At 39.3% G+C, this 26,676-nt stretch carries 23 protein-coding genes; 14 read left to right on the top strand and 9 right to left on the bottom strand.

The window, feature by feature from the left end; translation table 11 throughout:
* Positions 1-14: 14 nt before the first annotated feature.
* From ZA05_RS01800 to purH, 7 genes are all read right to left on the bottom strand, one after another.
* Positions 15-626 carry a hypothetical protein gene (locus tag ZA05_RS01800; protein WP_053990147.1) on the bottom strand — a complete coding sequence of 204 codons (612 nt, stop codon included), beginning with the start codon at positions 624-626 and terminating at the stop codon, positions 15-17.
* Between the two features lie 150 nt (positions 627-776).
* Positions 777-2,054, bottom strand: a complete 1,278-nt coding sequence (rodA, locus tag ZA05_RS01795) for a rod shape-determining protein RodA (RefSeq protein ID WP_053990146.1) — start codon at positions 2,052-2,054, stop codon at positions 777-779.
* Between the two features lie 16 nt (positions 2,055-2,070).
* Positions 2,071-4,005, bottom strand: coding sequence for a penicillin-binding protein 2 (mrdA, locus tag ZA05_RS01790; RefSeq protein WP_053990145.1), 1,935 nt, complete (start codon positions 4,003-4,005; stop codon positions 2,071-2,073).
* The gene (locus ZA05_RS01785; protein WP_053990144.1) at positions 4,002-4,508 is read right to left on the bottom strand and encodes a hypothetical protein; all 507 of its coding nucleotides are present in this window, start codon (positions 4,506-4,508) and stop codon (positions 4,002-4,004) included. Before ZA05_RS01785 ends, mrdA begins: the two co-directional genes overlap by 4 nt.
* Complete coding sequence (gene mreC / locus ZA05_RS01780; RefSeq protein ID WP_369793831.1) at positions 4,501-5,289, bottom strand: rod shape-determining protein MreC; 789 nt, start codon at positions 5,287-5,289, stop codon at positions 4,501-4,503. Before mreC ends, ZA05_RS01785 begins: the two co-directional genes overlap by 8 nt.
* A 49-nt stretch (positions 5,290-5,338) precedes the next feature.
* Positions 5,339-6,367 (bottom strand): rod shape-determining protein, encoded by a 1,029-nt coding sequence (locus tag ZA05_RS01775; RefSeq protein ID WP_053990142.1) that lies wholly within the window; start codon positions 6,365-6,367, stop codon positions 5,339-5,341.
* A gap of 190 nt (positions 6,368-6,557) precedes the next feature.
* Entirely contained in the window at positions 6,558-8,090 is a 1,533-nt protein-coding gene (gene purH / locus ZA05_RS01770) for a bifunctional phosphoribosylaminoimidazolecarboxamide formyltransferase/IMP cyclohydrolase (protein ID WP_053990248.1), read from the bottom strand.
* 212 nt (positions 8,091-8,302) lie between these two features.
* Here purH and ZA05_RS01765 point away from each other — a divergent pair, with 212 nt between their 5' ends.
* Complete coding sequence (locus tag ZA05_RS01765; protein WP_053990141.1) at positions 8,303-9,553, top strand: ABC transporter permease; 1,251 nt, start codon at positions 8,303-8,305, stop codon at positions 9,551-9,553.
* Between the two features lie 8 nt (positions 9,554-9,561).
* Here the strand turns inward: ZA05_RS01765 and ZA05_RS01760 are convergent, their stop codons facing one another.
* Positions 9,562-10,017: a GAF domain-containing protein gene (locus tag ZA05_RS01760; RefSeq protein ID WP_053990140.1), complete on the bottom strand. Its 456-nt coding sequence runs from the start codon at positions 10,015-10,017 to the stop codon at positions 9,562-9,564.
* 90 nt (positions 10,018-10,107) lie between these two features.
* On the opposite strand from ZA05_RS01760, the gene xrtF reads away from it, so the two are divergent.
* From xrtF to ZA05_RS01700, 12 genes are all read left to right on the top strand, one after another.
* Positions 10,108-10,668 carry an exosortase family protein XrtF gene (gene xrtF, locus ZA05_RS01755; RefSeq protein ID WP_053990139.1) on the top strand — a complete coding sequence of 187 codons (561 nt, stop codon included), beginning with the start codon at positions 10,108-10,110 and terminating at the stop codon, positions 10,666-10,668.
* Entirely contained in the window at positions 10,652-11,080 is a 429-nt protein-coding gene (locus ZA05_RS01750) for an exosortase F system-associated protein (RefSeq protein WP_053990138.1), read from the top strand. The genes xrtF and ZA05_RS01750 overlap by 17 nt, the downstream gene beginning before the upstream one ends.
* Positions 11,081-11,137: 57 nt before the next feature.
* Positions 11,138-11,551 carry a hypothetical protein gene (locus tag ZA05_RS01745; RefSeq protein WP_231632398.1) on the top strand — a complete coding sequence of 138 codons (414 nt, stop codon included), beginning with the start codon at positions 11,138-11,140 and terminating at the stop codon, positions 11,549-11,551.
* An 81-nt stretch (positions 11,552-11,632) separates the two neighbouring features.
* Complete coding sequence (locus tag ZA05_RS01740) at positions 11,633-13,867, top strand: TonB-dependent receptor (protein ID WP_053990137.1); 2,235 nt, start codon at positions 11,633-11,635, stop codon at positions 13,865-13,867.
* Between the two features lie 27 nt (positions 13,868-13,894).
* Positions 13,895-14,248 (top strand): heavy-metal-associated domain-containing protein, encoded by a 354-nt coding sequence (locus tag ZA05_RS18295; RefSeq protein WP_082333653.1) that lies wholly within the window; start codon positions 13,895-13,897, stop codon positions 14,246-14,248.
* Between the two features lie 204 nt (positions 14,249-14,452).
* Positions 14,453-15,943 (top strand): sodium:solute symporter, encoded by a 1,491-nt coding sequence (locus ZA05_RS01730; RefSeq protein ID WP_053990135.1) that lies wholly within the window; start codon positions 14,453-14,455, stop codon positions 15,941-15,943.
* Positions 15,940-17,439 (top strand): class I adenylate-forming enzyme family protein, encoded by a 1,500-nt coding sequence (locus ZA05_RS01725; RefSeq protein ID WP_053990134.1) that lies wholly within the window; start codon positions 15,940-15,942, stop codon positions 17,437-17,439. The genes ZA05_RS01730 and ZA05_RS01725 overlap by 4 nt, the downstream gene beginning before the upstream one ends.
* Positions 17,440-17,441: 2 nt before the next feature.
* Positions 17,442-18,386, top strand: coding sequence for an alpha/beta fold hydrolase (locus tag ZA05_RS01720; protein WP_053990133.1), 945 nt, complete (start codon positions 17,442-17,444; stop codon positions 18,384-18,386).
* A 3-nt stretch (positions 18,387-18,389) separates the two neighbouring features.
* On the top strand, positions 18,390-19,814 hold the full coding sequence (locus ZA05_RS01715; RefSeq protein ID WP_053990132.1) for a hypothetical protein: 1,425 nt from the start codon (positions 18,390-18,392) through the stop codon (positions 19,812-19,814).
* Between the two features lie 148 nt (positions 19,815-19,962).
* A complete protein-coding gene (locus ZA05_RS01710) occupies positions 19,963-22,449 on the top strand; it encodes a TonB-dependent receptor (protein ID WP_053990246.1) in 2,487 nt (828 codons plus the stop codon).
* A gap of 10 nt (positions 22,450-22,459) precedes the next feature.
* The gene (locus ZA05_RS01705; RefSeq protein ID WP_053990131.1) at positions 22,460-23,242 is read left to right on the top strand and encodes an alpha/beta fold hydrolase; all 783 of its coding nucleotides are present in this window, start codon (positions 22,460-22,462) and stop codon (positions 23,240-23,242) included.
* Positions 23,235-24,005 (top strand): 3-hydroxybutyrate dehydrogenase, encoded by a 771-nt coding sequence (locus ZA05_RS01700; protein WP_053990130.1) that lies wholly within the window; start codon positions 23,235-23,237, stop codon positions 24,003-24,005. Before ZA05_RS01705 ends, ZA05_RS01700 begins: the two co-directional genes overlap by 8 nt.
* A gap of 80 nt (positions 24,006-24,085) precedes the next feature.
* Here ZA05_RS01700 and ZA05_RS01695 read toward each other — a convergent pair whose 3' ends face one another.
* Positions 24,086-24,805 carry an NUDIX domain-containing protein gene (locus ZA05_RS01695; protein ID WP_053990245.1) on the bottom strand — a complete coding sequence of 240 codons (720 nt, stop codon included), beginning with the start codon at positions 24,803-24,805 and terminating at the stop codon, positions 24,086-24,088.
* Between the two features lie 374 nt (positions 24,806-25,179).
* Here ZA05_RS01695 and ZA05_RS01690 point away from each other — a divergent pair, with 374 nt between their 5' ends.
* Positions 25,180-26,676 carry an FGGY-family carbohydrate kinase gene (locus ZA05_RS01690; RefSeq protein ID WP_053990129.1) on the top strand — a complete coding sequence of 499 codons (1,497 nt, stop codon included), beginning with the start codon at positions 25,180-25,182 and terminating at the stop codon, positions 26,674-26,676.

Here is a 26,676-nt window from a genome sequence, read left to right as displayed (position 1 = left end):
TACTAGTTAATAGGTTAAGGTGTAGTTGTGGACGAAACAGAAGGCAATAGTTTGTTGAAATCTGGAAATTTACCAAAATCATGCAGGGCGTTCATGGCTTGCTTCATAGTAATGGGGAAGTATTCGCATTCAGATTTCAATACATATCTAATTTGTCCCGCATCCATTTTTGGGGCATCGGGTAAATACAGAGCCAAATAATTGGGGTGTGTATCGTCTGTAATAAATGCAATAGTATAATGGTGGTCTTCTTTTAATAAAATAGCTTGCCATAGGTCTGAGTTTTCTAGTTGGGAGTCATCCAAAAGGCGGTATTTAAGCATTTGAAACGAGGGGAAATGAAAGAAGAGGCGCTGCTCTGTTTGTGGGCTCCATTTCGTTACAAAGCCCTTTTGTAAAAACAATCCCACGGCAGCACAAATAAGAAATAGCAACACAATGCTCATTAGGGTCACTGACGCAGTCCCAAATACCGAATGAAGATCAAAAATATTGGATAGTGTTTTTGCTAAAGGCAAAATAAGTTTCAAGGCCTTTCCAAATAACATGATCACAATTAGGGCAGGAACCATAAAAAACAAACCTCCAATAAGGACACTTCGTGAAGATTTTTTGATAAATGACATTGTATTGATTCTTAAGGTGATACATAAATGTACGAAAAGATTTATTAACCCTAAAGAATTGTATGTCAGTAATTACGCTGTAAAATTGGAGGGTGTTGGTTTACCTCACAAAAAGCCTGTTTTTATTGAGATTTACGAACAGATAAAAAATTACCACTCATTTATTTTGTTGGAGTCCAGTTTAATGAAAATGAATAACAGGATTGTAAAGCCCCATAGACCGGAACCACCGTAACTAAAAAATGGCAAGGGAATCCCAACCGTAGGAATCAGTCCCATAACCATTCCTGTGTTTATGGTGAAATGCACAAATAAAATGGAAGCTACACAATAACCATACACCCTACTAAATTGACTTTTTTGGGTTTCGGCAAGGTAGAGGACTCTCATTATGAGAGCCACAAATAGAACAACCACCATGGTAGTTCCTAAAAAGCCCCATTCTTCACCAACGGTACTAAAAATGTAATCGGTGTGCTGTTCTGGAACAAATTTCCCAGTAGTTCGGGTACCCTGTAAAAAACCTTTTCCTGTCAATCCTCCAGAACTGATTGCTTTTTCAGATTCGTTGAGGTTGTAGAGGATGGTTTTTTTCATTTCCTGCAATTTATCCGGATCCTTTTCGAGACGTAACCAAAGACTGATACGATCCTTTTGGTGTGCCTTTAGGACATGGTCATAAAAATTGCGTACGGCAAAGGAGAAGCCAATACAAAGTGCCAATATGGTCAAGGGCATTAGGAATGAAACTTGCTTCTTTTTCTTAAAGAAGTAAAGTCCTAATATAATGAGTGCGGAGAATAGTGAGGTGGGCAATACACCAAATTTTAATGAAAGCACCGATAACACCATAATAATCACACCAATGATGAGGTAAATCTGTTGCAGACCTTCTCTGTAAAACACAAAGAAGAAAGAGGCGTAAACAATGGTACTTCCAGCATCGTTTTGCAGCAGAATCAATAGTGCCGGGATAAAAATGATGGCAATGGTTTTTAATTGGTCCTTGAGGAATTTCATATTGGTTTGCAAATCGCTGATATGTTTAGCGACTGCAAGTGAAGTTGCAAATTTGGCAAATTCACTGGGTTGGATGGTCATGCCTCCAATGCCATACCACGAGGTAGCGCCATTTACATTTTTTCCAAAGACAAATAGCCCTGCAAGGGAAATGAGGGACACCAAATATATAACACTGGCAAAGCGTTCGTAAAACTTGGCTTCAATAGAGAGGATAATGACAATAAGGGCCAAAGTCATCATGATAAACATTAACTGTTTGCCATAGGGTTGGTCCATATCAAAATAATTGGTAATGTCTCCCATGTGCGAAGCCGACATAATATTGATCCATCCAAATCCAACCAAAATTAAAAACAGTATAATGGTAATCCAGTCAAATCGTAATCCTATGTGTTCTCTGTGCATGCGTTAGTGGTTCTATCTATGGAAGCGGGGTCTCAGAATTGGTTGTATTGATATTTGGGGTGTCTCGATAATTAGGAATGACTTGAAGCGTGGTTTTCCCGTTGATCTGGAATGGTTCTCCAGAATAAGGTTTGTTGTATTCGTTTTCCAAACTATGGGTTAGAATCCAATTTTCCATATCGGTTCGGGAAATAGTGCCTCTCAGGTATTTTTCAATCATTAAACTAGCGATACGCCCAGCAAAGCGACTTCCCCAGTAGCCGTTTTCTACAAATACGGCAATGGCAATTTTAGGATCGTCTTTTGGAGCAAAAGCTACAAAAATGGAATGGTCTGTCAATTGAGTTTTCACTCCGTCTATTTTGGTAAAGTTCTCCGCAGTTCCTGTTTTTCCACAGATTTCTATGCCGGGAACCTGCAAGTACTCGGCTGTTCCTTTATTGTATACGTCAAACATCCCTTGAATGACAGGTTCAAAATGAACCTTGTCTATAGTGGTATTGTGACGGGTTAGATATTTGCTGTCTATTGTATCGTTTTCAATTTCTTTTATAATGTGAGGCGTATAATAGAAGCCTCGGTTACCAATGGCGGCCGCCATATTTGCCAATTGGATAGGGGTGGTCAATACTTCTCCTTGACCTATGGCATTGGACAGGGTAAAGGTGGTGTACCAGCGGTTTTTTCCATAGGCCCTATCATATGTAGAGGCATCCGGTATTTTACCGGGCTGACCAATACGAAGGTCGTAACCTAAGTAGTCTCCTAAACCAAAGCTTTTAATATGGTTGCTCCAGACATCCATGCCTTGGGCAGGCGTTTCATATTTGTCCATGATACGTCTATACACATTGGCAAAATAGGTGTTACAGGATTTGTAGATTCCAATGTCCATATTAGCAATACCTGAATGTCCATGGCAGCCCATTTTCCTGTTTCCATAGCGATAGCCATGATTGCAGGTAAATCTGTCTTTTGGAGTTACCACGCCTTCTTGTAGGCCAATAAGGGCATTCAGCACCTTAAACGGCGATCCAGGAGGATACATAGCTTGGAGCCCGCGATCGTATAAGGGCTTGGCCAAGGTGTCTCGGTACAGTCTTGTGAAATTTTTAGAACGGTCTCTACCAACCAAAAGATTGGGGTTGTAGCTAGGTGCGGATACCATGGTCAAAATTTCACCACTGCTAGGTTCTATGGCAATAATTCCGCCTCGCTTGTGTTTCATCAATAACTCTCCATATTCCTGAAGTTTGGCATCAATGGTAATGGTGATGTCCTTTCCGGGTTGGGGCAAGGTATCATAAATACCATCTTTGTAAGGGCCAATATTTCTGTTGAAACGATCCTTCTGTATGAACTTGATTCCTTTTACGCCGCGTAAAACTTCTTCATATGAAATTTCAACGCCCTGTTTTCCTATAAGGTCTCCCATTTTGTAATAGGGTTGCTTTTTGATAATGGCGTTGTTCACTTCTCCGATATCACCCAATACGTTCGCCCCAATGGAAGTTTGGTAATCCCTCAAGGAGCGTTTTTGGATATAAAAACCTTCAAACTTGCGCATTTTCTCTTGAAGGATGGCATAATCCTTTTTGGATAATTGAGGAACAAAAACCGAAGGGAGCCTAGGTGAGTAATGGTAGGCTTTATCGTAAAGCCTCGTAAAATCTTCTTTGGTAATTTTTAATAGATTGCAAAACTCAAGCGTATCCAGAGGTTCTACTTCACGAGGTATGACCATCACATCATAAGATGGCTGGTTGGCCACCAAGAGGGTGCCATTTCTATCGTACACATATCCTCTCTTGGGGTAGTCGTACACCTTTCTAATGGCATTGTCTTCAAGGAGGTTATAGGCGGTCTGATTGTAGACTTGGAGATAAAATAACCGGGCAATAAAGATAATTCCAACAAGGAGAACCGTTGAAAAAAGTAATAGTTTTCTCATCGACGTTTTCTGCTAAATAATACCGTAATCAATAGGCTTAGTATTATAGTAAAAATACTTGAGAATAACGTCTTTTGCAGGATTAAAATTATTTTAGAAATGTTAAAAACTTCTAAAGAAAACATAATGAAATGATGGATGAGGGTAGCTATCGAAAAATAGACCAAGCGTCTTCCAAATTCAACCTGGCTGAATTTGATACTTTGGTGTTCGTAAACCATTCCAAATGAAAATTTTAAAATCGTAGGACGAATAAATGCCAAGGTGACACAGGCCGCTGCATGAATGCCTCCCGAATCAGAAAAGAGATCTACCATAAATCCTAATAGAAAACTTAAAAATATAATAAGGGACCTGTTGGCTCTTACCGGAAATAACAATATGAACAGGATGTAAGGGTAGGGGTTGATGTACTCCAAAAAGTTAACGTTGTTGAGCACCAATACTTGGACCAATACCAAAGTGAAAAATTGTAAGATTGTATAAATGGTACTGTTATTCATCGACCGATTGTTCCAAGGTTCTTATTTCTTCTGCATCGGTATTCTCGATGATGTACACATGGCCAAGATTGGTCATGTCGTTAAAGAGTTTTACGTCTATGGTATAAGTGTCGCCACTTATATCTGTTGTAAAGGCATCGATGGTTCCAATGGGAACGCCCTTAGGGAAAATAGTAGACTGCCCTCCTGTAATAATGGTATCGCCAACTGCAATTGAAGCAAATTGGGAAATGTCGATAAGTTGCACCAAGGAATGCGATTTGGTGTTCCAGACCAAGGAGCCTATGTGATTGGAGTTTTTAAGCTGGGCGTTAATCTTACTCTTGGTATTCAAAATTGATAGTACCGTAGCGTATTTATTGGAAGTATTTTCAATAATTCCTACAATGCCCTGTGAAGTAATAACACCATAATCCTGTTGCACACCATCGCGTTTCCCTTTGTTGAGCATCAAGTAGTTTTTGGTGGCCGAATAACTGTTTTTATAGACCCTGGCAGGGATGAAACGAAATACGCCTCCATAAAAAGAGGTGTCCTTTTGAAACTCTTGAGTAGTATCGGCAATTTTGGAATTGTACAGTAAGGTTTTTAATCTTACGTTTTCTTCCACTAACTGTTCGTTTTCCGTCCTTAAATTGAAATACTGACCTATCCCGTAGGCTTGTTTGTAAATGCCTCCGGTAAAGAAATTGGCCGAACTGATAAATTTACTTTTATGGTAGGAATGGGACTGAATGGTTAAAGCAAGCGAGATACCAAATAAGAGCAAAAACAAAAGCACGATTTTGTTGCGTATAACAAAGTTTATGATTTGCTGCATTTGGTATTACTTATTTTATCAATACACTTTTGAATCTAGGTAGGTTTTTAAGTGTAATTCCTGTTCCTCTTACAACAGCACGTAAGGGATCTTCGGCGATGTAAACTGGTAAATCTGTTTTTTGTGATAAACGTTTGTCCAAACCACGTAGCATACTTCCTCCACCGGCTAAATAGATTCCGGTGTTATAAATATCGGCAGCCAATTCTGGTGGTGTTTGCGAAAGGGTTTCCATAACAGAATCCTCAATCCTTAAAATGGATTTGTCCAAAGCTTTGGCAATTTCTCTAAATGAAATTTGTACCTGTTTTGGTTTTCCCGTTAGCAAGTCACGTCCTTGAACGCTCATATCTTCTGGAGGTAATTCCAAGTCTTCGGTAGCAGCCCCTATTTGGATTTTTATTTTTTCAGCGGTACGTTCTCCAACGTAAAGGTTATGTTGGGTGCGCATGTAATAAATGATGTCGTTTGTAAATACGTCACCCGCAACTTTAACTGATTTATCGCATACAATACCTCCTAAGGCAATCACGGCGATCTCCGTGGTCCCACCACCTATATCCACAATCATGTTTCCTTTAGGTTGCATGATGTCAATCCCAATACCAATAGCAGCCGCCATAGGCTCGTGGATCAAATAGACCTCTTTCCCGTTAACACGTTCACAGGATTCCTTTACCGCACGCATTTCTACTTCCGTAATTCCTGAAGGGATACAGACCACCATGCGTAGGGCTGGAGAAAATAACTTCTTTTTAAGCGCAGGAATGTTTTTAATAAACATACTTATCATTTGCTCAGAGGCATCAAAATCGGCAATTACCCCATCTTTTAAAGGGCGGATGGTTTTGATGTTTTCGTGTGTTTTTCCTTGCATCATGTTGGCTTCTTTTCCAACGGCAATGATTTTTCCAGATACACGGTCTCTGGCAACTATGGATGGGCTGTCTACAACAACTTTATCGTTATGTATGATGAGTGTGTTTGCTGTTCCTAGGTCTATAGCTATTTCTTCAGTTAAGAAATCAAAAAATCCCATGTGCTATTTTGTAATTATTTGGGTTTATATCTATCTGTTTTTTCACATTGTTGTAAATGTAATAAAACTTGCTAAATATACAGACTTAAATTGGTATTCTAATGAAATGAAAAATAAAAGGCACTCATGCGGTACGGAGACCTACAGGAGTGCCAATTTTATGATAAATTCCACCAAGTGGAAGCTTTTATTAGTGCTTAAAGTGGCGCGTTCCTGTAAATACCATAGCTAGACCATGTTCGTTGCAATAGTCTATGCTCAATTGGTCTTTTATGGAACCTCCTGGCTGGATCACAGCTGTGATACCTGCATTATCTGCAATTTCTACACAATCAGGGAATGGGAAAAATGCATCACTCGCCATTACTGCTCCTTTCAAATCGAAGTTGAAAGATTGGGCTTTGTGGATAGCCTGGTTTAAGGCATCTACACGGCTAGTTTGTCCCGTTCCGCTAGCACACAATTGCTTGTTCTTTGTCAATACGATTGTGTTGGATTTGGTGTGCTTACAAATTTTGGAAGCAAAGATCAAATCGTCAAGTTCGGTATCGGTTGGCGCTTTGTCGGTTTTGGTTTCAGTACCCTCTTTAGTGTCCGAAACATTGTTGCGGTCTTGTACTAAAACACCGTTAAGACAAGTTCTCACGTGCGTTTGGGCCAATTCGGCATCGTTTTGTACCAAAAGGATACGGTTCTTTTTGCCTTTTAGAAGTTCTTCGGCTTCCGCAGTAAAACCTGGAGCAATCACTACTTCACAGAACAATTGGTGAATTTCTTCGGCAGTCGCCAAGTCAATTTCCTTGTTGGAAATCAATACACCACCAAAAGCAGAAACTGGATCTCCCGCCAAGGCATCTACATAAGCTTGGTGAAGGGTGTCGCGTTGTGCCAAACCACAAGCGTTGTTATGTTTTAAGATGGCGAAGGTTGGTGCATCATTTTTAAATTCATCCATCAAGTTTACGGCAGCATCAACATCCAAAAGGTTGTTGTAGCTTAATTCCTTTCCGTGAAGTTTGGTGAACATGGCATCAAAATCGCCATAGAAGAATCCTTTTTGGTGAGGGTTTTCTCCGTAGCGCAACACTTTGCCTTTGGTTTCGCTTACTTTCAGTGCTGGGATGTCTAGATCTTGGTTGAAGTAGTTGAAAATGGCAGAATCGTAGTGAGACGATACGTTGAAGGCTTTGGCAGCAAAACGCTTGCGATCGGCTTCTGAAGTTTCTCCCTTTTTGGATTGTAACAATTCCAAGAATTCGGCGTAGTCTTCAACAGAAGATACACACACTACATCGGCGTAATTTTTGGCTGCAGCACGGATCAATGAAATTCCTCCGATATCAATTTTTTCGATGATGTCTTGGTTGGAAGCTCCCGAGGCTACAGTTTTTTCAAATGGATACAGATCAACAATTACTAAATCGATTTGAGGGATGTTGAACTCTTCAAGTTCGGTTACATCGCTCTCATTGTTTTGACGGTTCAAAATCCCACCAAATACTTTAGGGTGTAAGGTTTTTACACGTCCTCCCAAAATCGATGGGTAAGAGGTCACATCTTCAACAGGGACTACATCTATCCCAAGGTCTTTGATGAAAGTTTCAGTACCTCCGGTAGAATAAATGGTTACGTTTTGGGCGTGAAGTTCTCTCACGATCGGTTCCAAACCTTCCTTGCTAAAAACGGATATCAATGCCGATTTAATAGTTTTGTCAGTATTCATTTTGTTCTTGTTTAGTTTCCTTTTCTTACGGAAATGACAGTTATTTTTGTTAGCTTCCATCCCAATTGAAAGCCTCAATTTTTTTAAAGTGCAAAAATACACATTCTTAAAGAAATTGCCGCCAAATTATAAAGGGTTTATTTTAGTTTTTTTGTAACACAAATACCTTAAAAACGTCCTATCTTTAAATCAGTAAAAAATCATCTCTATAAATGCTGCTTTACCTAAGGTTATTAAAAGAAAGTTTTGGATTTGCCTTAAATGCGCTTCGTAACAATAAACTCCGTACAGCCCTGTCTTTGTTGGGGGTTACCGTTGGTATTTTTTCAATCATCGCCATTTTGGCTGCGGTAGATTCTCTAGATCATAAAATTCAGGAAGACCTTTCCGGCTTGGATAAAAATACCATGTACATTACCAAGTTTTCTTTTGGGCCTACCGATGTGCCGCGGTGGCAGCGCGAGCGATTTCCACAAACGGGATATGATGATTATGAATTTATAAGAAGAAATGTCCCTAATATTGCTGCCTCAGCTTTTGTGATTTTTGGTGGCAATGAAACGATTCGTTATGAGGGGGAGACGGTTTCCGGAGTGAATATTACGCCTGTGACTAACGAAATTTATGAAATTGAGAATTTAAATCTGGAGCAGGGACGTTTTTATACCGAATCAGAATCAGTTACTGGGTCGCCAGTAATTGTGTTGGGGCATGATTTGTCTGAAAGTTTGTTTGGGAATCTAAACCCTATTGGTAAGCAGATTCGTGCCTATGGGAGAAAACTGACCGTCATAGGTGTGTTGAAAAAAATTGGGTCCGGTATCGGGGACTCTCCAGATGAAAAAGCATGGGTGCCTGTAAATTTTGTAAGGCGTTTTCAAACGGGAGGCGTTGATGGTATTCCTGGGGCCGTTATTGTAAAGCCTGAAAAAGGAGTGGATTTAGGAGCATTTGAACAGGTGTTGAAACAAAAGTTTAGAAATTATAGAGGGCTTAAGGCCGACCAACCCGATGACTTTTTTATCAATAAATTATCGGGAATGACCAACATGATCGACAATATTTTGGGGACCATGAATATTATGGGATGGGTCATTAGTGGGTTTTCACTTTTGGTTGGTGGCTTTGGAATTGCCAATATCATGTTTGTAAGCGTTAAGGAGCGCACGCATCTTATCGGGATTCAAAAATCACTGGGTGCCAAAAACCGATTCATCTTGTTGCAGTTTTTGTTTGAAGCCGTTATTTTGGCAGTCTTTGGTGGCTTGGTAGGTTTGGTGTTGGTATGGATAACCTCAATTATAGCTTCGCAATTTACGGGAGATTTCAAGTTTATTCTATCCATTCCAAATATGATGTTAGGCTTCTCTCTTTCTACAGCAATTGGATTGATATCTGGAGTGATACCTGCTATTTCGGCTTCAAAATTGAATCCGGTGGAAGCTATTAGAACTGGAATGTAGTTTTCTTTCTAGGAAAGAATTTTGGAAACCTGAGCGCATACGTACTCCAAAAAGCGTTCGTCTGCTTCGGTAAATGGATCTGGTGTGTTGGAGTCGATATCTAGCTGTCCAATGTTTTCACCATTTACAAAAATAGGAATCACAATTTCGGCCTTCACCGTAATGCTACAAGCAATATAATTGTCCTGTGCTGAAACATCTGGAACCACAAAGTTTTGATTGCTCACGGCTACTTGCCCGCAAATTCCTTTTCCAAAGGGAATAATAGTGTGGTCTGTTGGCGCTCCCACATAAGGTCCTAATTTCAACTCTTCCTTATCACCGTTTCTAAAATAGAATCCCACCCAGTTGTAGTATTCAACATTGGCTTCCAAAAGGGAGCAGATAGTCAATAGTTTTTCGTCTACACTTGAAGATCCTTGGATAATACTGTCTACTTGCGGAATAAGCTGGTTGAAATTCATAATGTTTAAAAGTTTTTGTAAAAGTATTTAAAAGCGGTTATACCAAAACTTCAATTTGTATAAATTTAACAATTCAATTTTTAGGGATTAGTGAAGGAATTATTGCTGAAATACAAAGACGTTGTCAAGTTTATTGTCACGTTTTTAGCGGTGTACGCGGTGCTAGTAATTGGTTATAGAATGTACTTGCAATATAGTTCAGGGGATAGCTATTACCCAGATTATATCACCAATTTGGTAGCAAGACAAAGTAGGGAAGTGGTAGAAAATTTTGGTTACAATGCGAGGATTGAGCCCCATCCAAATGAACCCTCAATGAAAATGATTGTTAATGATGTGTTCTTGGCACGAATCGTTGAAGGGTGCAATGCTATAAGTGTTATCATTTTGTTTGTGTCATTTATAGTGGCGTTTGCAGGACGGTTAAAACCTACCATTATTTATTTGTTGGTGGGGAGCATCTTGATTTATGCCGTGAATGTTATAAGGATTGCCCTTTTGGCTGTGGGCTTATATCATTATCCCGAAAGCCAGGAAGTGTTACATTCGGTGGTATTTCCCTTAATTATTTACGGGATGTTGTTTTTGCTGTGGATTATATGGGTGAATCGCGTGTCAGTTTCAAAAAAGGAAGATGAAGAAAGTAACTAAATACATCCTGATAGCTATTTTGATAGGACTTTTGGTCTTGATTCGTTTTTTTGAAAATGAAATCTTCTACGATCCTTATCTGGAATTTTTCAAAAACGATTACCTATATATGGACAATCCTAGACAGGAAGTTTTTAAACTGACGCTGTCTACAACTTTGCGTTATGTGTTGAATAGCATAATTTCTTTGGGGATTCTTTATGTGGCATTTAAAGATTGGAGTATTGTAAAGTTTTCGGCAGTAATGTATGCTATTGCGTATGTGATTTTAATTGGCTTATTTCTATATTTTGTCTTATCTCCAAAACAGTCACAATATTATCTGTTTTTCAATATTCGAAGGTTTTTAATTCAACCTATAGGTTTATTGTTGCTGTTGCCTGCATTTTATTACCAACGGTTAAAACGATAAATGTTAAGTCTATTTTAAAGTGATGGGTTTCTGTACTAATTTTAATACATTTGTGCTGTGAAAAAGGAACAGTTACATAAAGTGTTTTCTGTAGCAATGGCCATTTTGGTGTTGTTGTCAACCATTTCCTTAACGGTTGTAAAGCATTATTGTGGCGATAATCTTATTGATGTAGCTGTGTTTACCGAAGTTGAAAAATGTGGAATGGAAATGAAAGACCATACTCAGGCTTTGGTAGAAAAAAAGTCCTGCTGTAAGGATGAAGTAGAAGTGGTGCAAGGACAGGACAATCTAAATACTTCCGATTTTGATAAACTCGATTTTGGGCAAAAGGTCTTTTTGTCCAGTTTCGTTTATAGTTACATAAATCTTTTTCAAGGGGAAACCAAGGCGAATGTTCCCCATGAATATTACACTCCCCCAAGCTTGATTGCAGACATGCAGGTGCTCAATCAGGTATTTATCATTTGATTTTGGATTACTAGCGCAATAGCGCATGGAATTTATTTTTTAATGCTTCATCTTGAGGCAACATAATCAATTGATATCATCATGAAATACCTTATATATATATTGATGTTTCCGGTATTCGCTTTTTCTCAACAAGAGATTAAAGGAATGGTCATGGAAGCAAATAATGAAAATAAACATATCCCTTTGGCGGGTGCCAATGTGTATTGGCTTAACACCTCCGTTGGAGCTGTTACGGATATTGATGGAGTCTTTACGGTTCCCTATGAAAAGAAATATACCCAATTAGTGATAAGCTATGTTGGGTATAAAACAGATACCTTAACTGTTACTGAGCCCAGAATGATTCACCATTGGCTACAGCCTACAAGTGAATTGGATCAGGTAACGGTAACGTCTAGAAAGCAGGCGACTTCAAAATCTTATTTGCAGGCTCAAAATACCATGGTGGTGAGCAGCGATGAATTGCTGAAAGCGGCCTGTTGTAACCTCTCTGAGAGTTTTGAAACCAATCCTTCCATCGATGTGAATTTTGCCGATGCCATTTCGGGAACACGTCAAATTAAAATGTTGGGATTGACCAGTCCTTATATTTTAATTGCGATGGAAAATATTCCAACGGTAAGAGGAGCGTCCCAAGCTTATGGCTTGAGTTTTACGCCAGGTACTTGGGTGGAAAGTATTCAAATCACCAAAGGAGCCGGAAGTGTGGTGAATGGCCATGAAAGTATTGCAGGACAAATCAATGCCGAATTGCAAAAGCCTACAAAAGATGACAAACTATTTGTAAACCTATACGGTGCTAGTAGTGAACGTGTGGAATTGAATACGCATTTCAATACGAAGCTCAGTGATAAATGGAGTACAGGTCTGTATCTGCACGGGAATAGCCATAACAAAAAGCACGATGTCAATAACGATGGGTTTTTGGATATGCCTTTGTACAAACAGATCAATGTCATGAACCGTTGGCAGTATACAGATGCAGAAAAGGGGATTGTGAGCTTTTTTAACTTTAGATATTTGGATGACCAGAAGCAAACTGGTCAGTTGGACTTTGATCCAGAAACCGATAAGTTGACTACCAATGCCTGGGGTAGTGAGATAGATACAAGACGCTTTGACTTTTCAGGGAAGTTGGGTTATGTAAATCCAGAATTACCTTGGCAAAGTTTAGGTTTGCAATTTGCGGTGAGCAATCATCAGCAAGATTCTTATTTCGGAACTCGGGTTTATGATATTGAGCAAAGCAGCATTTATTCCAACCTTATTTATAATTCGATCATAGGGGATTCACGACATAAAATAAAGACAGGAGTAAGCTTTACGTATGATCATTTTGATGAATTGGTAGAGGCTACAAATTATGCGAGAATTGATAATTCGGTTGGGGCCTTTTTTGAATACAATTTTGACAATCTGGAAAAGCTGAATCTTACTGCGGGTTTACGTGTGGATCAGCATAATCGCTTGGGCCTTTTTATGACGCCTAGAGTGCATGTTCGCTATACGCCTTGGGAGAAATCGGCGTTTAGAGCTTCTTTTGGAAGAGGGAAGCGTTCGGCCAACATTTTTGCTGAGAACCAAAGTCTTTTTGCCTCTTCTAGACAAATCCAAATCCTCAATTCAGTAGGGCATATTTATGGTTTGGATCCTGAAATTGCGTGGAATTATGGAGTGTCCTATCTCCAAGGATTTAATTTGTTTGGTAGAAAAGCAGATGTGACCTTGGACTTTTATCGCACCGATTTCCAGAATCAAGTAGTGGTGGATTTTGAAAACCCGCAGATAGTAACCTTTAGTAATTTGGATGGGGACAGTTATGCCAATAGTTTTCAAGCTGAATTGAACTATAATTTGTTTGAGCATACGGATGTGCGCTTTGCTTATAAATATTATGATGTAAAGACCCAATATCAAACTGGTAAAAAAGAGAAGCCGTTAACTCCAAAGCACCGTTTGTTTGCAAATGCCAGTTATGAAACCCACATGAAAGACAATGGAGGGCAATGGAAATTTGATGCGACCTATAATTGGTTGGGAGAACAACGATTTGCTTCAACAGGTAGTAACCCAGTTACTTATCAATTATCCGATTACACGCCTACCGTAGGTACCTTGAATGCCCAAGTGACAAAAGTGTTTTCTCCAAAATTTGAAGTATATTTAGGAGGTGAAAATATCACTAATGTAAGGCAGGATAATCCTATCTTGGCGGCCGATGATCCATTTGGGCCTTATTTTGATTCAACTTATGTGTATGGTCCAATTTTTGGAAGTATGTATTATGTTGGGTTGCGATTTAGAATTCAATAATTAATGAAAAAAATAACTTGTAGAAAGATGAAAAAATTAATAATGGGCCTAATGTTTTTGGTGGGAATTACTGCCATAGGCCAAAATAAAAATGCAAAAGCTTCTTTAGAGGTAGATGGTGTTTGTATGATGTGTAAGGAGCGAATTGAAAAGGCGTGCATACAAACGAAAGGGGTGAAGTCCGCAGTGTGGAATGTTGATACCCATGAGCTAAAGCTGATTTACAATGAGCGTAAAACCAATTTGGATAGCATTCAAAAAAATATCGTGGCCGTAGGGCATGATACTAAAGAGATGACAGCAACAGAGGAAGCGTATAATAGTGTGCATGCCTGTTGCAGGTATCGGGATCAAGATGTAAAGGAAGATCATCAAAACTAGAAAGCGTTAATGTTTAAATATGGAAAAGCGCAGTAATTAATTACTGCGCTTTTTTTATAGTCGCACATTGATAAGTTGTTGTTATTAGTGGTGATTTAGTTGTTTTGTTGATAATTTTTGTAAAAGTCGTAGCGTTTGCATTGGGATATTGTGTTTGCCTTCAGGGATTATTTTTTTTATTTGTGAAAACCTTAAATGTAACTTATGGTAGCAACCGATGATTGGGTAACCTATATGTGGATTCTTTTGGCGTGTTATGCTTTTGTAATCCTTTTTTTTGTAATCCGTGGCGCTAAAAAAGCAAATAGCATCGCCGATTATGCGGTTGGAAATATAGGTTTCTCTCCTTGGGTGGTGGGGTTGTCCTTAGCGGCTTCCATGACCAGTGCAGCCACCTTTATTATCAATCCTGGTTTTATAGCCTTGTATGGGGTTTCAGGGGTGATTTCGTTTGCGGTTGTCATGCCCATTGCCATTTTTGGTTCTTTGATTATGTTTACCAAAGGTTTTGCCAAACATGGCAACGTGGTAAAGGCGACCACTATGGCGCAATGGATAGGAAGACGTTATGAGAGCAAAAACTATGCGTTCTTTTTTGCGGTTACCGCCATGCTGCTCATAACTTTTATTGTGCTCATTAATGTTGGGGTGACTCAGGTAATTTCAAAATCCTTGAATGTAGAGCCTTTTTATGTGCTATTGGGGATTACGGTATTTGTGTTTGGGTATATGATGTTTGGAGGCGCCAATTCCATGGTGTATACCAACACCATTCAAGCAGTCATCATGTTTGTTGTGGCCATCATAATGATTACTTCTGGTCGCGAATATTTTGAAGGGGGTGTAACTGGAATACTGAATGACCTTTCCAATATAGATCCTAATCTGTCTAAGGCCACAAACAGCCAAAGTTTTTTATTTCGCGATTATTTCGAAATCGTTGTAGTTCAAATTGTAATTGGAATAGCTATTGTGTGTCAGCCTCATATCATAACGAAATCTTTGCTGCTCAAAGATCAAACCAAAGTGAATTCGTATCTGTTTAGTGCCATTGCGGTCATGGTGGTATTTTTTATGGTGGTAGTAGTTGGACTGTATGCGCGCTTAACCTTTCCTGAGTTGACAGTAATGGGGAAGACTTTGAAAATGGACGAGATCATTCCAACTTATGTCGTTACGAAGTTTTCGGTAGGAGTGGGTATGGTAATCGTGGTGGGACTGATTTCAGCAGGATTGTCAACCTTAGAGAGTTTGATTCAGTCACTTTCCATAACGGTGACTTCTGATATTTTGGAGCCTATTTTCAAAGGTAAGGTGACTAACAATTCATTTATGATCAATAAAATTGTAATATTGATATTAGCCAGTGTAAGTTTTGTGTTGAGTTGGCAGCAAATCAAGTCTCCCAACGTGAGTGTTGCCATATTCGCGCAAAATGGGGTGTATGCCTATTTTGCGGCAGCCTTTGTTCCGGTGCTTTTTGGAATTTTCTTAAAAGAAGTGCCAGTGAGTGCTGTGTTTATTGCTAGTGTTACGGCCATTGTAGTGCATTTTGGAATTTATTATGGACGTTTAACGCCATATATGCAGGAGCCTGTAAATAACCCTGGGGTATCGGCTGCAATAGCTATTGTGGTATCCTTGATAGTGGGATATGTTTTATATAAGTTGAATAGAAAACCTGTCTTGGTATGAATGTATTGGACTGGATAGCAAAATGGGCTGATTATACGCCTTATAAAGTGGCATTGACTTCTTATGCCTCCAATGAAAAGTATACCTATAAAGATGTGCATATTTATGCCAATAGGTTGATTGAGAAATTTCATGAGGCCGGGTATCGGGAAGGAGACAGAATTGCGGTGATTGCGGAGCATAATGTAGCTTACATTGTGTTGTTTGCGGCGTGTCAGCGAATGGGGCTAATTCTAGTGCCACTTAATTATAGAATGGCATCCAGGGAATTGGATAAACTGGTAAAGGATTGCAATCCAAGAATTTTGATTTTTAGTGAAACATTGCGTTCTCAGTTAAACGAACTCACTTTGGAAGGCATTGAAACCGTGAACATGGAACGTGTCATCGAGGCTTATAAAGAAGAGGTTTCTGTTGCTGAACGGGATTACGATATTAAAGAAGACAATCCCTTGTTTATTTTTTATACGTCAGGTACAACTGGATTGTCAAAGGGGGTCATTTATACCAATAAAATGTTGTTCTGGAACAGCTTAAATACCTCCATGCAATTGGGGATCACTTATAGGGATTCAACAATTAATACCTTACCGCCCTATCATACTTCTGGATGGAATGTGTTCATTACACCGCTCTTGCATAAAGGTGGCCACATTGGAATGATGGAAAAATTTGACGCCCAAAAAGCACTCTGTTTATTGGAGCTTGAAAAAACAACCTTGTTCATGGCATTACCCACAATGCTCTTGATGATGCAAAAGACGGAAGTTTTCAAACGGGTAAATTTAAAGAAGCTACGATATATTATTTCCGGGGGTGAAAAGGTAAATGCAGAATTGGTGTCCTTTTGGAAAAAAGAAAAGGATATCTATATCCGCCCAGGCTATGGCCTGACGGAAGCAGGGCCGAGCATTACATCGCTGCATCATGATATGGCTCTTTTAAAACCGAATTCCATTGGGAAATCAAATTTCTATTTGGATTTAAAAATCGTGAATGAAAATGATGAGCCTTTGGGTGTTGGTGAAATTGGGGAGTTGTGTATTAAGGGGGATATTGTTACTCCTGGATATTGGAACAATTCCGTGGTCACTAAGAGTAAGATTGTTGATGGTTGGTTGCATACGGGAGATTTGGCTTTAAAGGATGAGGAAGGCTTTCTGTATCTAAAAGGGCGCATAGACGATATGTATATTTCGGGAGGGGAAAATATCTATCCCCAGGAAATAGAATTGTTGTTGGAAAATTATCAAGGAGTTACCAAAGCTTCAGTTTTCAGTGTCAAATGTGAGCGTTGGGGTGCCTGTGGAATCGCTTTTGTGGAAAGTAAGGATAAGGCAGTGACCAGTGAAGTGCTTCGGGCGTATTTAAAAGAGAATATAGCCGATTTTAAGCAGCCTAAATACATCTTTGTTTTGGATGAAATTCCGCTTACCAGTTTAAGCAAGGTGTCTCGTAAAAAGCTCAACAAGTATTTTAATACGTTAATATTATAGTGATGAAATCGTTCCTTTTTTTGTCTGTTTTTTGTCTGTTGTCTATGGTAGGAATTTCTCAAAACAAAGCGCTTAGTATGAAGGAGCTGCTTTCAGATTATGAATATAAAACGCATTACGTTACTTTGGATAGTTTGGAAGTGGCCTATGTAAAGGAGGGGAATCATGAACAAACGTTGTTGTTTGTTCATGGCTTGAGCAGTAATGCCGATGCTTGGTCTAAAAATATTCAGGAGCTTAAAGATAAGTACACTTGCATTGCTTTGGATTTGCCTGGTTTTGGGAAATCTTCCATTGTTGAAACCCAATATACCTCTACTTTTTTTGCGGATGTGGTGCATCAATTTATCCTTGAGCTAAAGCTTAAAAATGTGATTTTGGTGGGACATTCCATGGGAGGTCAGGCCAGTGTAAAATTGGCGGTAAATCATCCTGAAGCTATTTCAAAATTAGTACTTGTGGCACCGGCGGGAATTGAACGCTTTTCCGAAGCGGAGGCCAATCTTATGAAAGGTGCAATGACCGAAGCGGTGGTAAAAGGAACCACCGATGCTCAAATAGAAAGAAACTATGCGCTCAACTTTTTTCAGCAACCAAAAGAGGTGGATAAAATGATAGCGGATAGAAAGCGTATTAGGGATGCGGCCGATTTTGATATGCACTGTAAAGCGATTGTAAGCAGTGTTTGGGGGATGTTGGATGATCCTGTGTTTGAGGATTTGAAAAGGATTGAGCAACCCGTGTTGGTTATTTTTGGCAATAACGATAAATTGATTCCAAATGGCTATCTTCATCCTCAATTAACCACACAAGCTGTAGCGCAAACGGCTCAAGAGGAACTGAAACAGGCTGAGGTGAAAATGATAAATGAGAGTGGGCATTTTGTGCAATTTGAAAAGCCAATGGAAGTGAATGCTTATATTTCGCAGCTTGTAGACACGCCCTAAAGAATGAAGGTTAAACTTAAAAAGTTTACAGAATTTAGTAAAAGTATCTTGCCCAATGAAGCCAAATATTTGGCTTCGTTAAGTCATCAAATTCAAGATGACGAAAAAATGCAAATCCTTACCCGAATTATCGATAATGCTGTTTTAGAAACAGGTTTTGTAGACTTTGATGTTGCTATTGACAAGCGAAAGTATACCTATATAAAAAATTGGGTAGACAAAAAGCTGGAGGCTATAGATGTCGATAAAAACATTGTGTGGTTGCTTCGGTTGCGCCAATTGATTCTTACCGATGCCATAAGTTATGAGGATGAAAAAGAGTTCCTGCATTTCCTGCATCATTACAAGCATATCGATTATTACTTTCAGAATTTATTTGAGTTGGTAAAGGAGTATCAGTCCTACCTTCTTATAAGGATGCGATACCGAGACCATAAAATAGTAGCCGATTTTCTTCAGGCCTACAGGGAGCATTATGAAAGGGCTATTCAAATCCATGAGAAACTTTATAATGCTACCGAGGAAATCACCAGTCAATACACCTTAAATAATAAAGAAACCAAATATTGGGAAGATTGGTTGTTGGAAGTGTTTAGGTCTAACACCGTTGATGGGAAAAATAGGTATCAGGCTTTTGTATTGCTCACTTTTATGTACACCAATTATAATGAAAAGCTGAAACTGAGATCTCTGTTTGATGAAATTGATGTGTTTTTTAGTCAGGGTGAAATGTATTCCCGTCGTTTACTTTCCAATTACTACGCCAATAGGGTGCTGATGCATTCTAAGGACAATGAGCTTCAGAAGGCTGAATATTATGGGTTTTTATCAATCCGTCAGTATAACGACGATACCCTAATGTATCTCAATAACCTTGTCGCTATTACGTTGAGGAATAAGAAAACTCAACTTGCTTTTTCTTTGCTAGAAGAGTACAAGCCATTGTTTGATACAACTCATAACAACCACCAGAAAAACAGTTATGTGTCCTATAAAGTTAGGGTGTTGACAGATCTCCATAAATACCATGATGCCGAAACTTTGGCTAGACTGTTTTTAAAACATAATAAAACGGAAGTGTTCAACCATAGATGGCATCATTTCTTCACGTCCTATATTAATGTGTTGGTCATTCAGGAAAAGTATGCAGAGGTTTTAAAACTTACCAAGAAGTTCAATTTGAAGGAACGGGAAATTGAACGCAAACGGAAGAGCAATTATGTGCCTAATATTTCGTGGAGTATTTCCTTGTCTCGTTATATGGAGGGAGAGATTAATTCCAGTAAGTTATTGGAGGAAATTAAGGAGCCAATTCAAGGAATTGAAGCGACCGATAACCAAAAATTGTTGATGACCCAAGTTATCGATAAGCTGTCAAATAACCTTCCTGAAGCTTTTTTATACCTAAAGTCACACATGCAATTGTAGTTGGTTTATTTAAGGTAAATTAACTGTTTTTGTGCTTTCGGGAAATTTTGAGGTTTAAAAGTCGCAGCAAAATGCTAAAAATCCAGATAGGCCATTAAATTATTTTCATGATAGATTGCGGTAATCTAATTAACTATTTATGAAAACAATGAAGAAATTTTTTGCGCTTATCACTTTGTTACTTTCTTTTTATGCTTCCGCTCAAGATTCTGGAAGTATTAAAGGATTGACTCTCGATGAGAACAATGTGCCGGTTTCTGGTGCAACGGTTCTTATTGAAAGTTTGAACAAAGGAGTGGTTTCTGGCTTTGATGGAGCATACATTATAGAAAATGTTCCAGCGGGCACTTACAATGTTGTATTCTCTTATTTGGGATACGAAACAATTACCAAATCAGTCTCGGTAGAGGCGGGACAAACGGTTGAGGTGAATGTGGTTTTAGCGGAGTCTACAAGTATGCTTTCGCAAGTGGTGGTGACGGCCAACAAAAAACCTCAAAAAATGACAGATGTGCCGGCGACGGTTAACGTGATAACTTCCAAAGACATTAAGGAACATGTAGGTTTTAATGTTGGAGAATTGGCTGCTCGTGAAAAAGGGGTTGATTTTGTAAGAACTGGGGTTTTGGGAACAGGAATCAACATTAGAGGATTCAACTCAGCCTTTAATTCTAAAAACCTTCAGGTGACGGATGATAGATTATCCACCTTGATTGCTACTGGTTTACCATTAGGAACATTCGCTACGGTAACTACAGATGATATCGAGCAAGTTGAAATTTTGTTGGGACCTAACGGAACCCTTTACGGGCCTAATGCCCACAATGGTTTGATTAGTACAAGAACTAAAAATCCGTTTACTTCAGAAGGGACAACTTTGGCCTTGGGAGGTGGAAACCAAAATGTATTCACAGCCCGTGCTCGCCATGCGCAAGTGGTTAGTGATAAGTTTGCTTTCAAGTTCCATTTTGAAAGATCTCAAGGAGAGGATTTTGAATATGTGGATAGTGTGTATGTGGGAACAACTGCTTACAAGGAATTGGAATTGGATAGAGATTTCGATACTCAGAAATATGGGGCAGGTTTATATTTCAGACCTACGTCTAGTTCAGAGCTTATTGGGTATTATGGTCACAGTAACAACAATAATTTAGCGGTTACAAACGCTGGAAGAAACCAAATTAAGGATTGGAGCATTGACGTGGCTCAGTTAAAATATATTTCCAAGCATTTCTTTGCCAACGTAAACTATACTTGGAGTAATACTGACGATACGTATGCTATTAACCAAAGAACACAAAACTATGTGTCCTTCATAAATAATGGATTTTCTGAAGAAGAGGCTTTGGCAAGATCGTATACGGAGCAATGGTTTCCAACAGGGCCGGATACTGGTATTGTATTGCCGAGAGGTGCTGTGTTTAAGGATGCTTCCCAACGTTTCAATTCGGAATTGCAGTACAACAATAGCTGGGGGAATTTTGATTTAACGGTTGGTGCGCAGTACCAATTGGATATGGCCGATTCTAAAGGGACATACCTTTTGGATGAAGGAGGAATTGATATTGGACAGACAGGTTTTTATGCGCAAACGGAGTACAGTTTGCCTGATTCTGGATGGGGATTTCTTCTTGGAGCTAGATTGGATAAGCATGATTTATATGGTTCCAATTTTATACCAAAGGCTGCTATTACTAAAGCGCTTGGAGAAGGACAGCTTAGGGTGACTTATGGAAAAGGAATTGCTGTGCCGTCTATTTTGAACTTAAAAGGAAACCTTTTTGGAGGTTTGGTATTGGGTAACGGAGAAGGGTTTACCTTGTCTGATGGAAACAAAGTATCTCCTTTGGATGTGGAGTCTATCAACACTTATGAAATTGGGTACAAAGGAAAAATTGCCAATAAATTGTTTATCGATGCCAATGCCTATTATAACCAATCAGAAAATTTCATCAGTCCACTTAGAATGATTACGGATGCAGCCAATGGTGTTGTGGTAACGCATGTGGGTGATAAGCCAATCGATGAAGTGGTGCCTGGATCTAATGGTGCGGTAGTTTTAACCTATCAAAACTTTGGTAAGGTGGATACTTATGGATTTGATGTTGGCTTGAATTATTACTTCTCAGATGCGTTTAGAGCAACGCTTAATTATTCTTACTTCGGAAGGGATTTGGATAAAAACGATCCTGCCAACGATGGTAACTTGGATGGACAAGTTTTGGAATCTGAATTGCCTGTGAACACACCGGCAAACAAGTTGGCTCTAGGATTGCATTATTCTAAAAACAAATTCTATGGATCCATTTTTGGAAGGTGGGTGCAGGATTACGATTTCTTCTCAGGAATTTATACGGCAGCAGAAACCCAAGATTTGAATGGGGATGGTGTGGATGATGTTATTGAGAATGCCAGAAATGGAAGGTCTTGGAACTATGGTCCTCTAGGTGGATTTACAGTAGATGCCAATGTAGGGTATTACATCACTGATGAGTTATCTGTTGCTGCTAGTGTAACCAACTTGTTCAATGCTGAGGTTCGTGAGTTCGTGGCCTCTCCTGTAATAGAGACTTTGTTCTCTGTGGAGTTGAAATATCAAGTGAATTTCTTCAAGAAAAAATCGGCTACTAACTAATCCACTGCAAATGCCTTTTTTGAGAGTAAATAATATCGACCTAAGCTATAAGGTGTCGGGAGAAGGTGAAGTGCTTTTGTTACTCCATGGTTTAGGTTCAACAAAACAAGACTGGGATGCACAAGTCCCAGTCTTTTCAAAGGAATTTAAAGTGATCACGGTTGATCTTAGAGGACATGGGGAAACTTCGAAACCAAAAGAAGGTTATGGGGTGGAGTTCATGACCGAGGATATTAGGCAATTCCTGGAGCAACTAAATATTGAGAAGCTTACAATTGTTGGGTTTTCCATGGGAGGGGCGGTAGCCTTTCAGTTCGCATACCAGTATCCCAAAATGGTGGACAAATTGGTGATTGTAAATAGTGGTCCAGATTTTAATGCCATGGGGGAAATAGGCGATCAAATGGTTGCTGAACGAACCAAATCCTTAAATGAATTTGGGATTGGTCCTTTAGCGGAACAAATTGCTTTCAATATGTTTCCTGAAGAAGGTCAGGAAGACATGCGAAAGGCCTTTGAAAAGCGTTGCAAACAAAACGATTTGAATGCCTATTACCAGTCTTTTGTAACCTTGATGAAATGGGGATTGGGAGATAGAATCCACAAAATTAAAGCTAAGACTTTGGTGATGGCTTCAGATATGGATTATACGCCTGTTGATTTTAAAAAGGCCTTTGTCAAAGAGCTTCCAAATGCGGAATTGGTTGTGATCAAAGATTCAAGACATGGGGTGGTTATGGATCAAGCGGGGGCATTTAATTATGAACTTTATAAATTTTTGAAACATGGATAAAGTGGCGTTGGTAACTGGAAGTACCAGTGGTATCGGGCTTGGGATTGCGAGACAATTTGCAGCCAATGGATATCATATAATGTTTCATGGTTTAGAAGCTAATGGAGCAGAGATTGCTAAAGGAGTTGCTGAGGAATTTAATGTGAAGACTTCCTTTTCCAATGCAAATTTATTGGAAGCGGATGAGGTGAAACAATTGGTTCGGGATGCTGTGGCGTATTTCGGGACTATTCATGTGTTGGTGAACAATGCAGGGATTCAATTTGTGTCGCCCATAGAAGAATTTCCTGATCAAAAATATTTGAATATTATAGCTATTAATCTTAATGCTGCTTTTTTTGCCAGCAAGGAAGCTTGGGGGTATATGAAGGCGCAGAAATTTGGAAGAATCATTAATGTGTCTTCTGTGCATGGTCTCAGGGCGTCTGAATTTAAAGTGGCCTATGTGGCTTCCAAGCATGGCGTGATTGGGATGACCAAAGTGTTGGCATTGGAAGGCGCCGGATGTAATATTACGGTGAATGCCATTTGTCCTGGGTATGTGAAAACGCCTTTGGTTGAAGGTCAAATAGAAGATCAAGCCAAAGCTCATAATATGACCCCGGACGAGGTAGTGACCAAAGTCATGCTAAAAAAGCAAGCGGTAAAAGATTTTGTTCCGGTAGAGGCCATTGCGGATATGGCTTTATTGTTGGCAAAAGAATCTTCAAAAACCATTACCGGCTCGTCCTTTACTTTGGATGGTGGCTGGACGGCACAGTAAATGAATAATTTTGTTTGAGTTGATTTTTGTGAATTAGGGCCTGAATATTAGTTCAGGCTCTTTTTTTTGGTCACAATTCTTTAGAACTCAAAATTGAAGCCTTTTTCTGTGAGTTTTTTGTAGATGGCATGGTCAAAACGGTATAGTTTGGCAGCTCTATGCGACACGTCTTGCTGTTTTTCGTCCAAAGCTTCCAGGAGTTTCATCCTTAAGACTTTTCTTCTAAAATTCGATTTGTCCATTTCAATCCCTAAAATTTGCTCGTAAAGTTGCATGAGTTGTAGAAGGGTGAATTTTTCAGGCAATAGGTTGAATCCAATGGGGGCTTGCTTGACTCTGTTTCGTAACTGTTTAAGGCTGAAATTGATGATTTTGTTGTGGTCGTAAATCAGTTCAGGGATATCAGCGACATCATACCACTTAGCATCCGAAGCTGTAAAACCAGCCGTAATGTTGTAATCTTCAATTTTAATAAGGGCATAATAGCCTATGGTGATAACGCGTCCCAACGGGAAACGGTCGGGGTCACCAAAAGCTTTTAGCTGTTCAAGGTAGATGTTGTCTAGGCCAGTCAGCTCTCTAAGCAATCTATGGGCTGCGTTGTCAATGCTTTCTTCTTCCTTGATCCATCCACCGGGAAGGGCCCACTTTCCTTTGCTGATACCTTCGGCGTGCTCTACTAATAATACTTTCAGGCTCCCTTTGTCGAAACCGAAAATAACGCAATCGATTGTAATAGCATTCATGACAGAACGTTCGATTACTTTTCCAGACTCTTCGTCTATAAATTTCTTAACCATTGGCATGATAGAGTAAATGTTGTAATTATAACATTGTTGGTCATGGATGGGTAAAAGTCCTTAAGACCATCAAATGGCAAAATAAGATATTTTAGGATTAATCAAAAGGTTGGTGAACAAGAAAAACTGTTGGACCTCTTATTGATTTGACTTCAAAGATATTACGAAATGCGCATTTATTTAAATTTTTTTTAAGAAAACTGAAAATTAAACATTAATTTTTTGTTAAATTGAACAATCTTCAGTATACTTGTAGTCAAATTAACCATAAGAATTAGTTCGGAGGCATAATTGTTGAAATGAGGGAGTTACGATGTGTGTTGGGCAAATAATAATGGTCTTTTGAACTATTTGAAACTAAATTATATCTATCCATGTACTTTTTAGGAATAGATTTAGGAAGTTCTTCAATAAAAATGTCCGTATTCGATGGGGACAAAGGAACTGTATTGAAGACAATTTCTGTACCTGATTTCGAAACCGAAATCGTTGCGCCGCGTTTAGGGTGGGCTGAACAAGATCCCAATCTTTGGTGGGGGTATATCAAAGGCGGAATTTCACAATTTAAAGATAGGTATTCCATAGATGTTAAGCGAATCGTAGCAATCGGTGTAGCTTATCAAATGCATGGTTTGGTGCTTACGGATAAGGAATTGAATCCGGTACGACCTTCTATTATTTGGTGTGATGGTCGAGCTGCTGAGATTGGACGACAATATTATGAATCCATAGGGGTGGACTTTTGTCAGGAACAAATTTTGGGGTCGCCGGGAAACTTTACGGCCTCTAAGCTTAAGTGGGTGCAGCAGCATGAACCGGAAGTGTTTGCTAAAGCCTCTTATATGATGCTGCCAGGAGATTTTATTGCGGCTAAATTTACTGGGGTGCCGCAAATAAGTACTTCAGGTTTGTCTGAAGGTGCCTTATGGAACTTTAAAGAGAATAGGCTGGCCACTGAGATTTTGGATGGAATGGGCTTGCCAGTAGATAGAATTCCGGAAATCGTGCCAACTTTTGGTGAGCATGCAACTATTGATGCAGCCGTGGCCGCCGATTTAGGATTGGATCCTAAGGTGAAAATTACCTATAGGTCGGGCGATCAGCCAAACAATGCCATGTCCTTGAATGTGCTGAATCCTGGTGAAATTGCAACTACAGCGGGAACGTCGGCTGTGATGTATGCAGTTACTGATCAAAACCATATTGATCAACAGAACAGGGTGAATACCTTTTTGCACGTCAATAACACGGAGCTTGAAAAGCGCAACGGTGTGCTGCTGTGTATAAATGGTTCCGGTATTTTATATCAGTGGTTAAGGAAGATCATGTCTCTGGGAAATGATGAATTGGTTTCCTATGACCTTTTAAATAATGCTGCCGCCAAGGCCGAAGTAGGGAGTAAGGGCTTGAAGTTCTATCCTTTTGGTAATGGCGTAGAGCGCATCTTTGATAATAAGGAGGTAAACTCCGGAATTGAGAATTTAAACTTCAATATCCATAATTCCAATTATTTGGTTAGAGCGGCCTGTGAAGGTATTGTGTTCGCCATGAATTATGGGTTTGATGTCATGAAATCCATTGGGGTTTCTGGAAACATCGTAAGGGCTTCCAAAGGGAATTTATTCTTAAGTCCTGTATTTAGGGAAATTTTTGTGAACACCACCAAAACCTCATTAGAGCTTTATAACAACTCCGGGTCTGAAGGCGCTGCAAGAGGTGCAGCCTATGGCTTTGGGTTTTATAATTCTTTATCGGAGGCTTTTGGTAATCTTGAATGTATTGAGCGGTTGGAACCTAATAAGGAACTGACAGCCCAGTATCAAGACATATATTTTAACTGGAAAGAACAAATTAAACTTCAAGAAATTTAA

The sequence above is a fragment of the Mangrovimonas sp. TPBH4 genome (assembly GCF_001280505.1).
Lineage (GTDB): Bacteria > Bacteroidota > Bacteroidia > Flavobacteriales > Flavobacteriaceae > Mangrovimonas_A.
The sequence above is the reverse complement of the archived record's forward strand: the minus strand, read 5'-3'. Positions and strand labels throughout refer to the sequence as shown.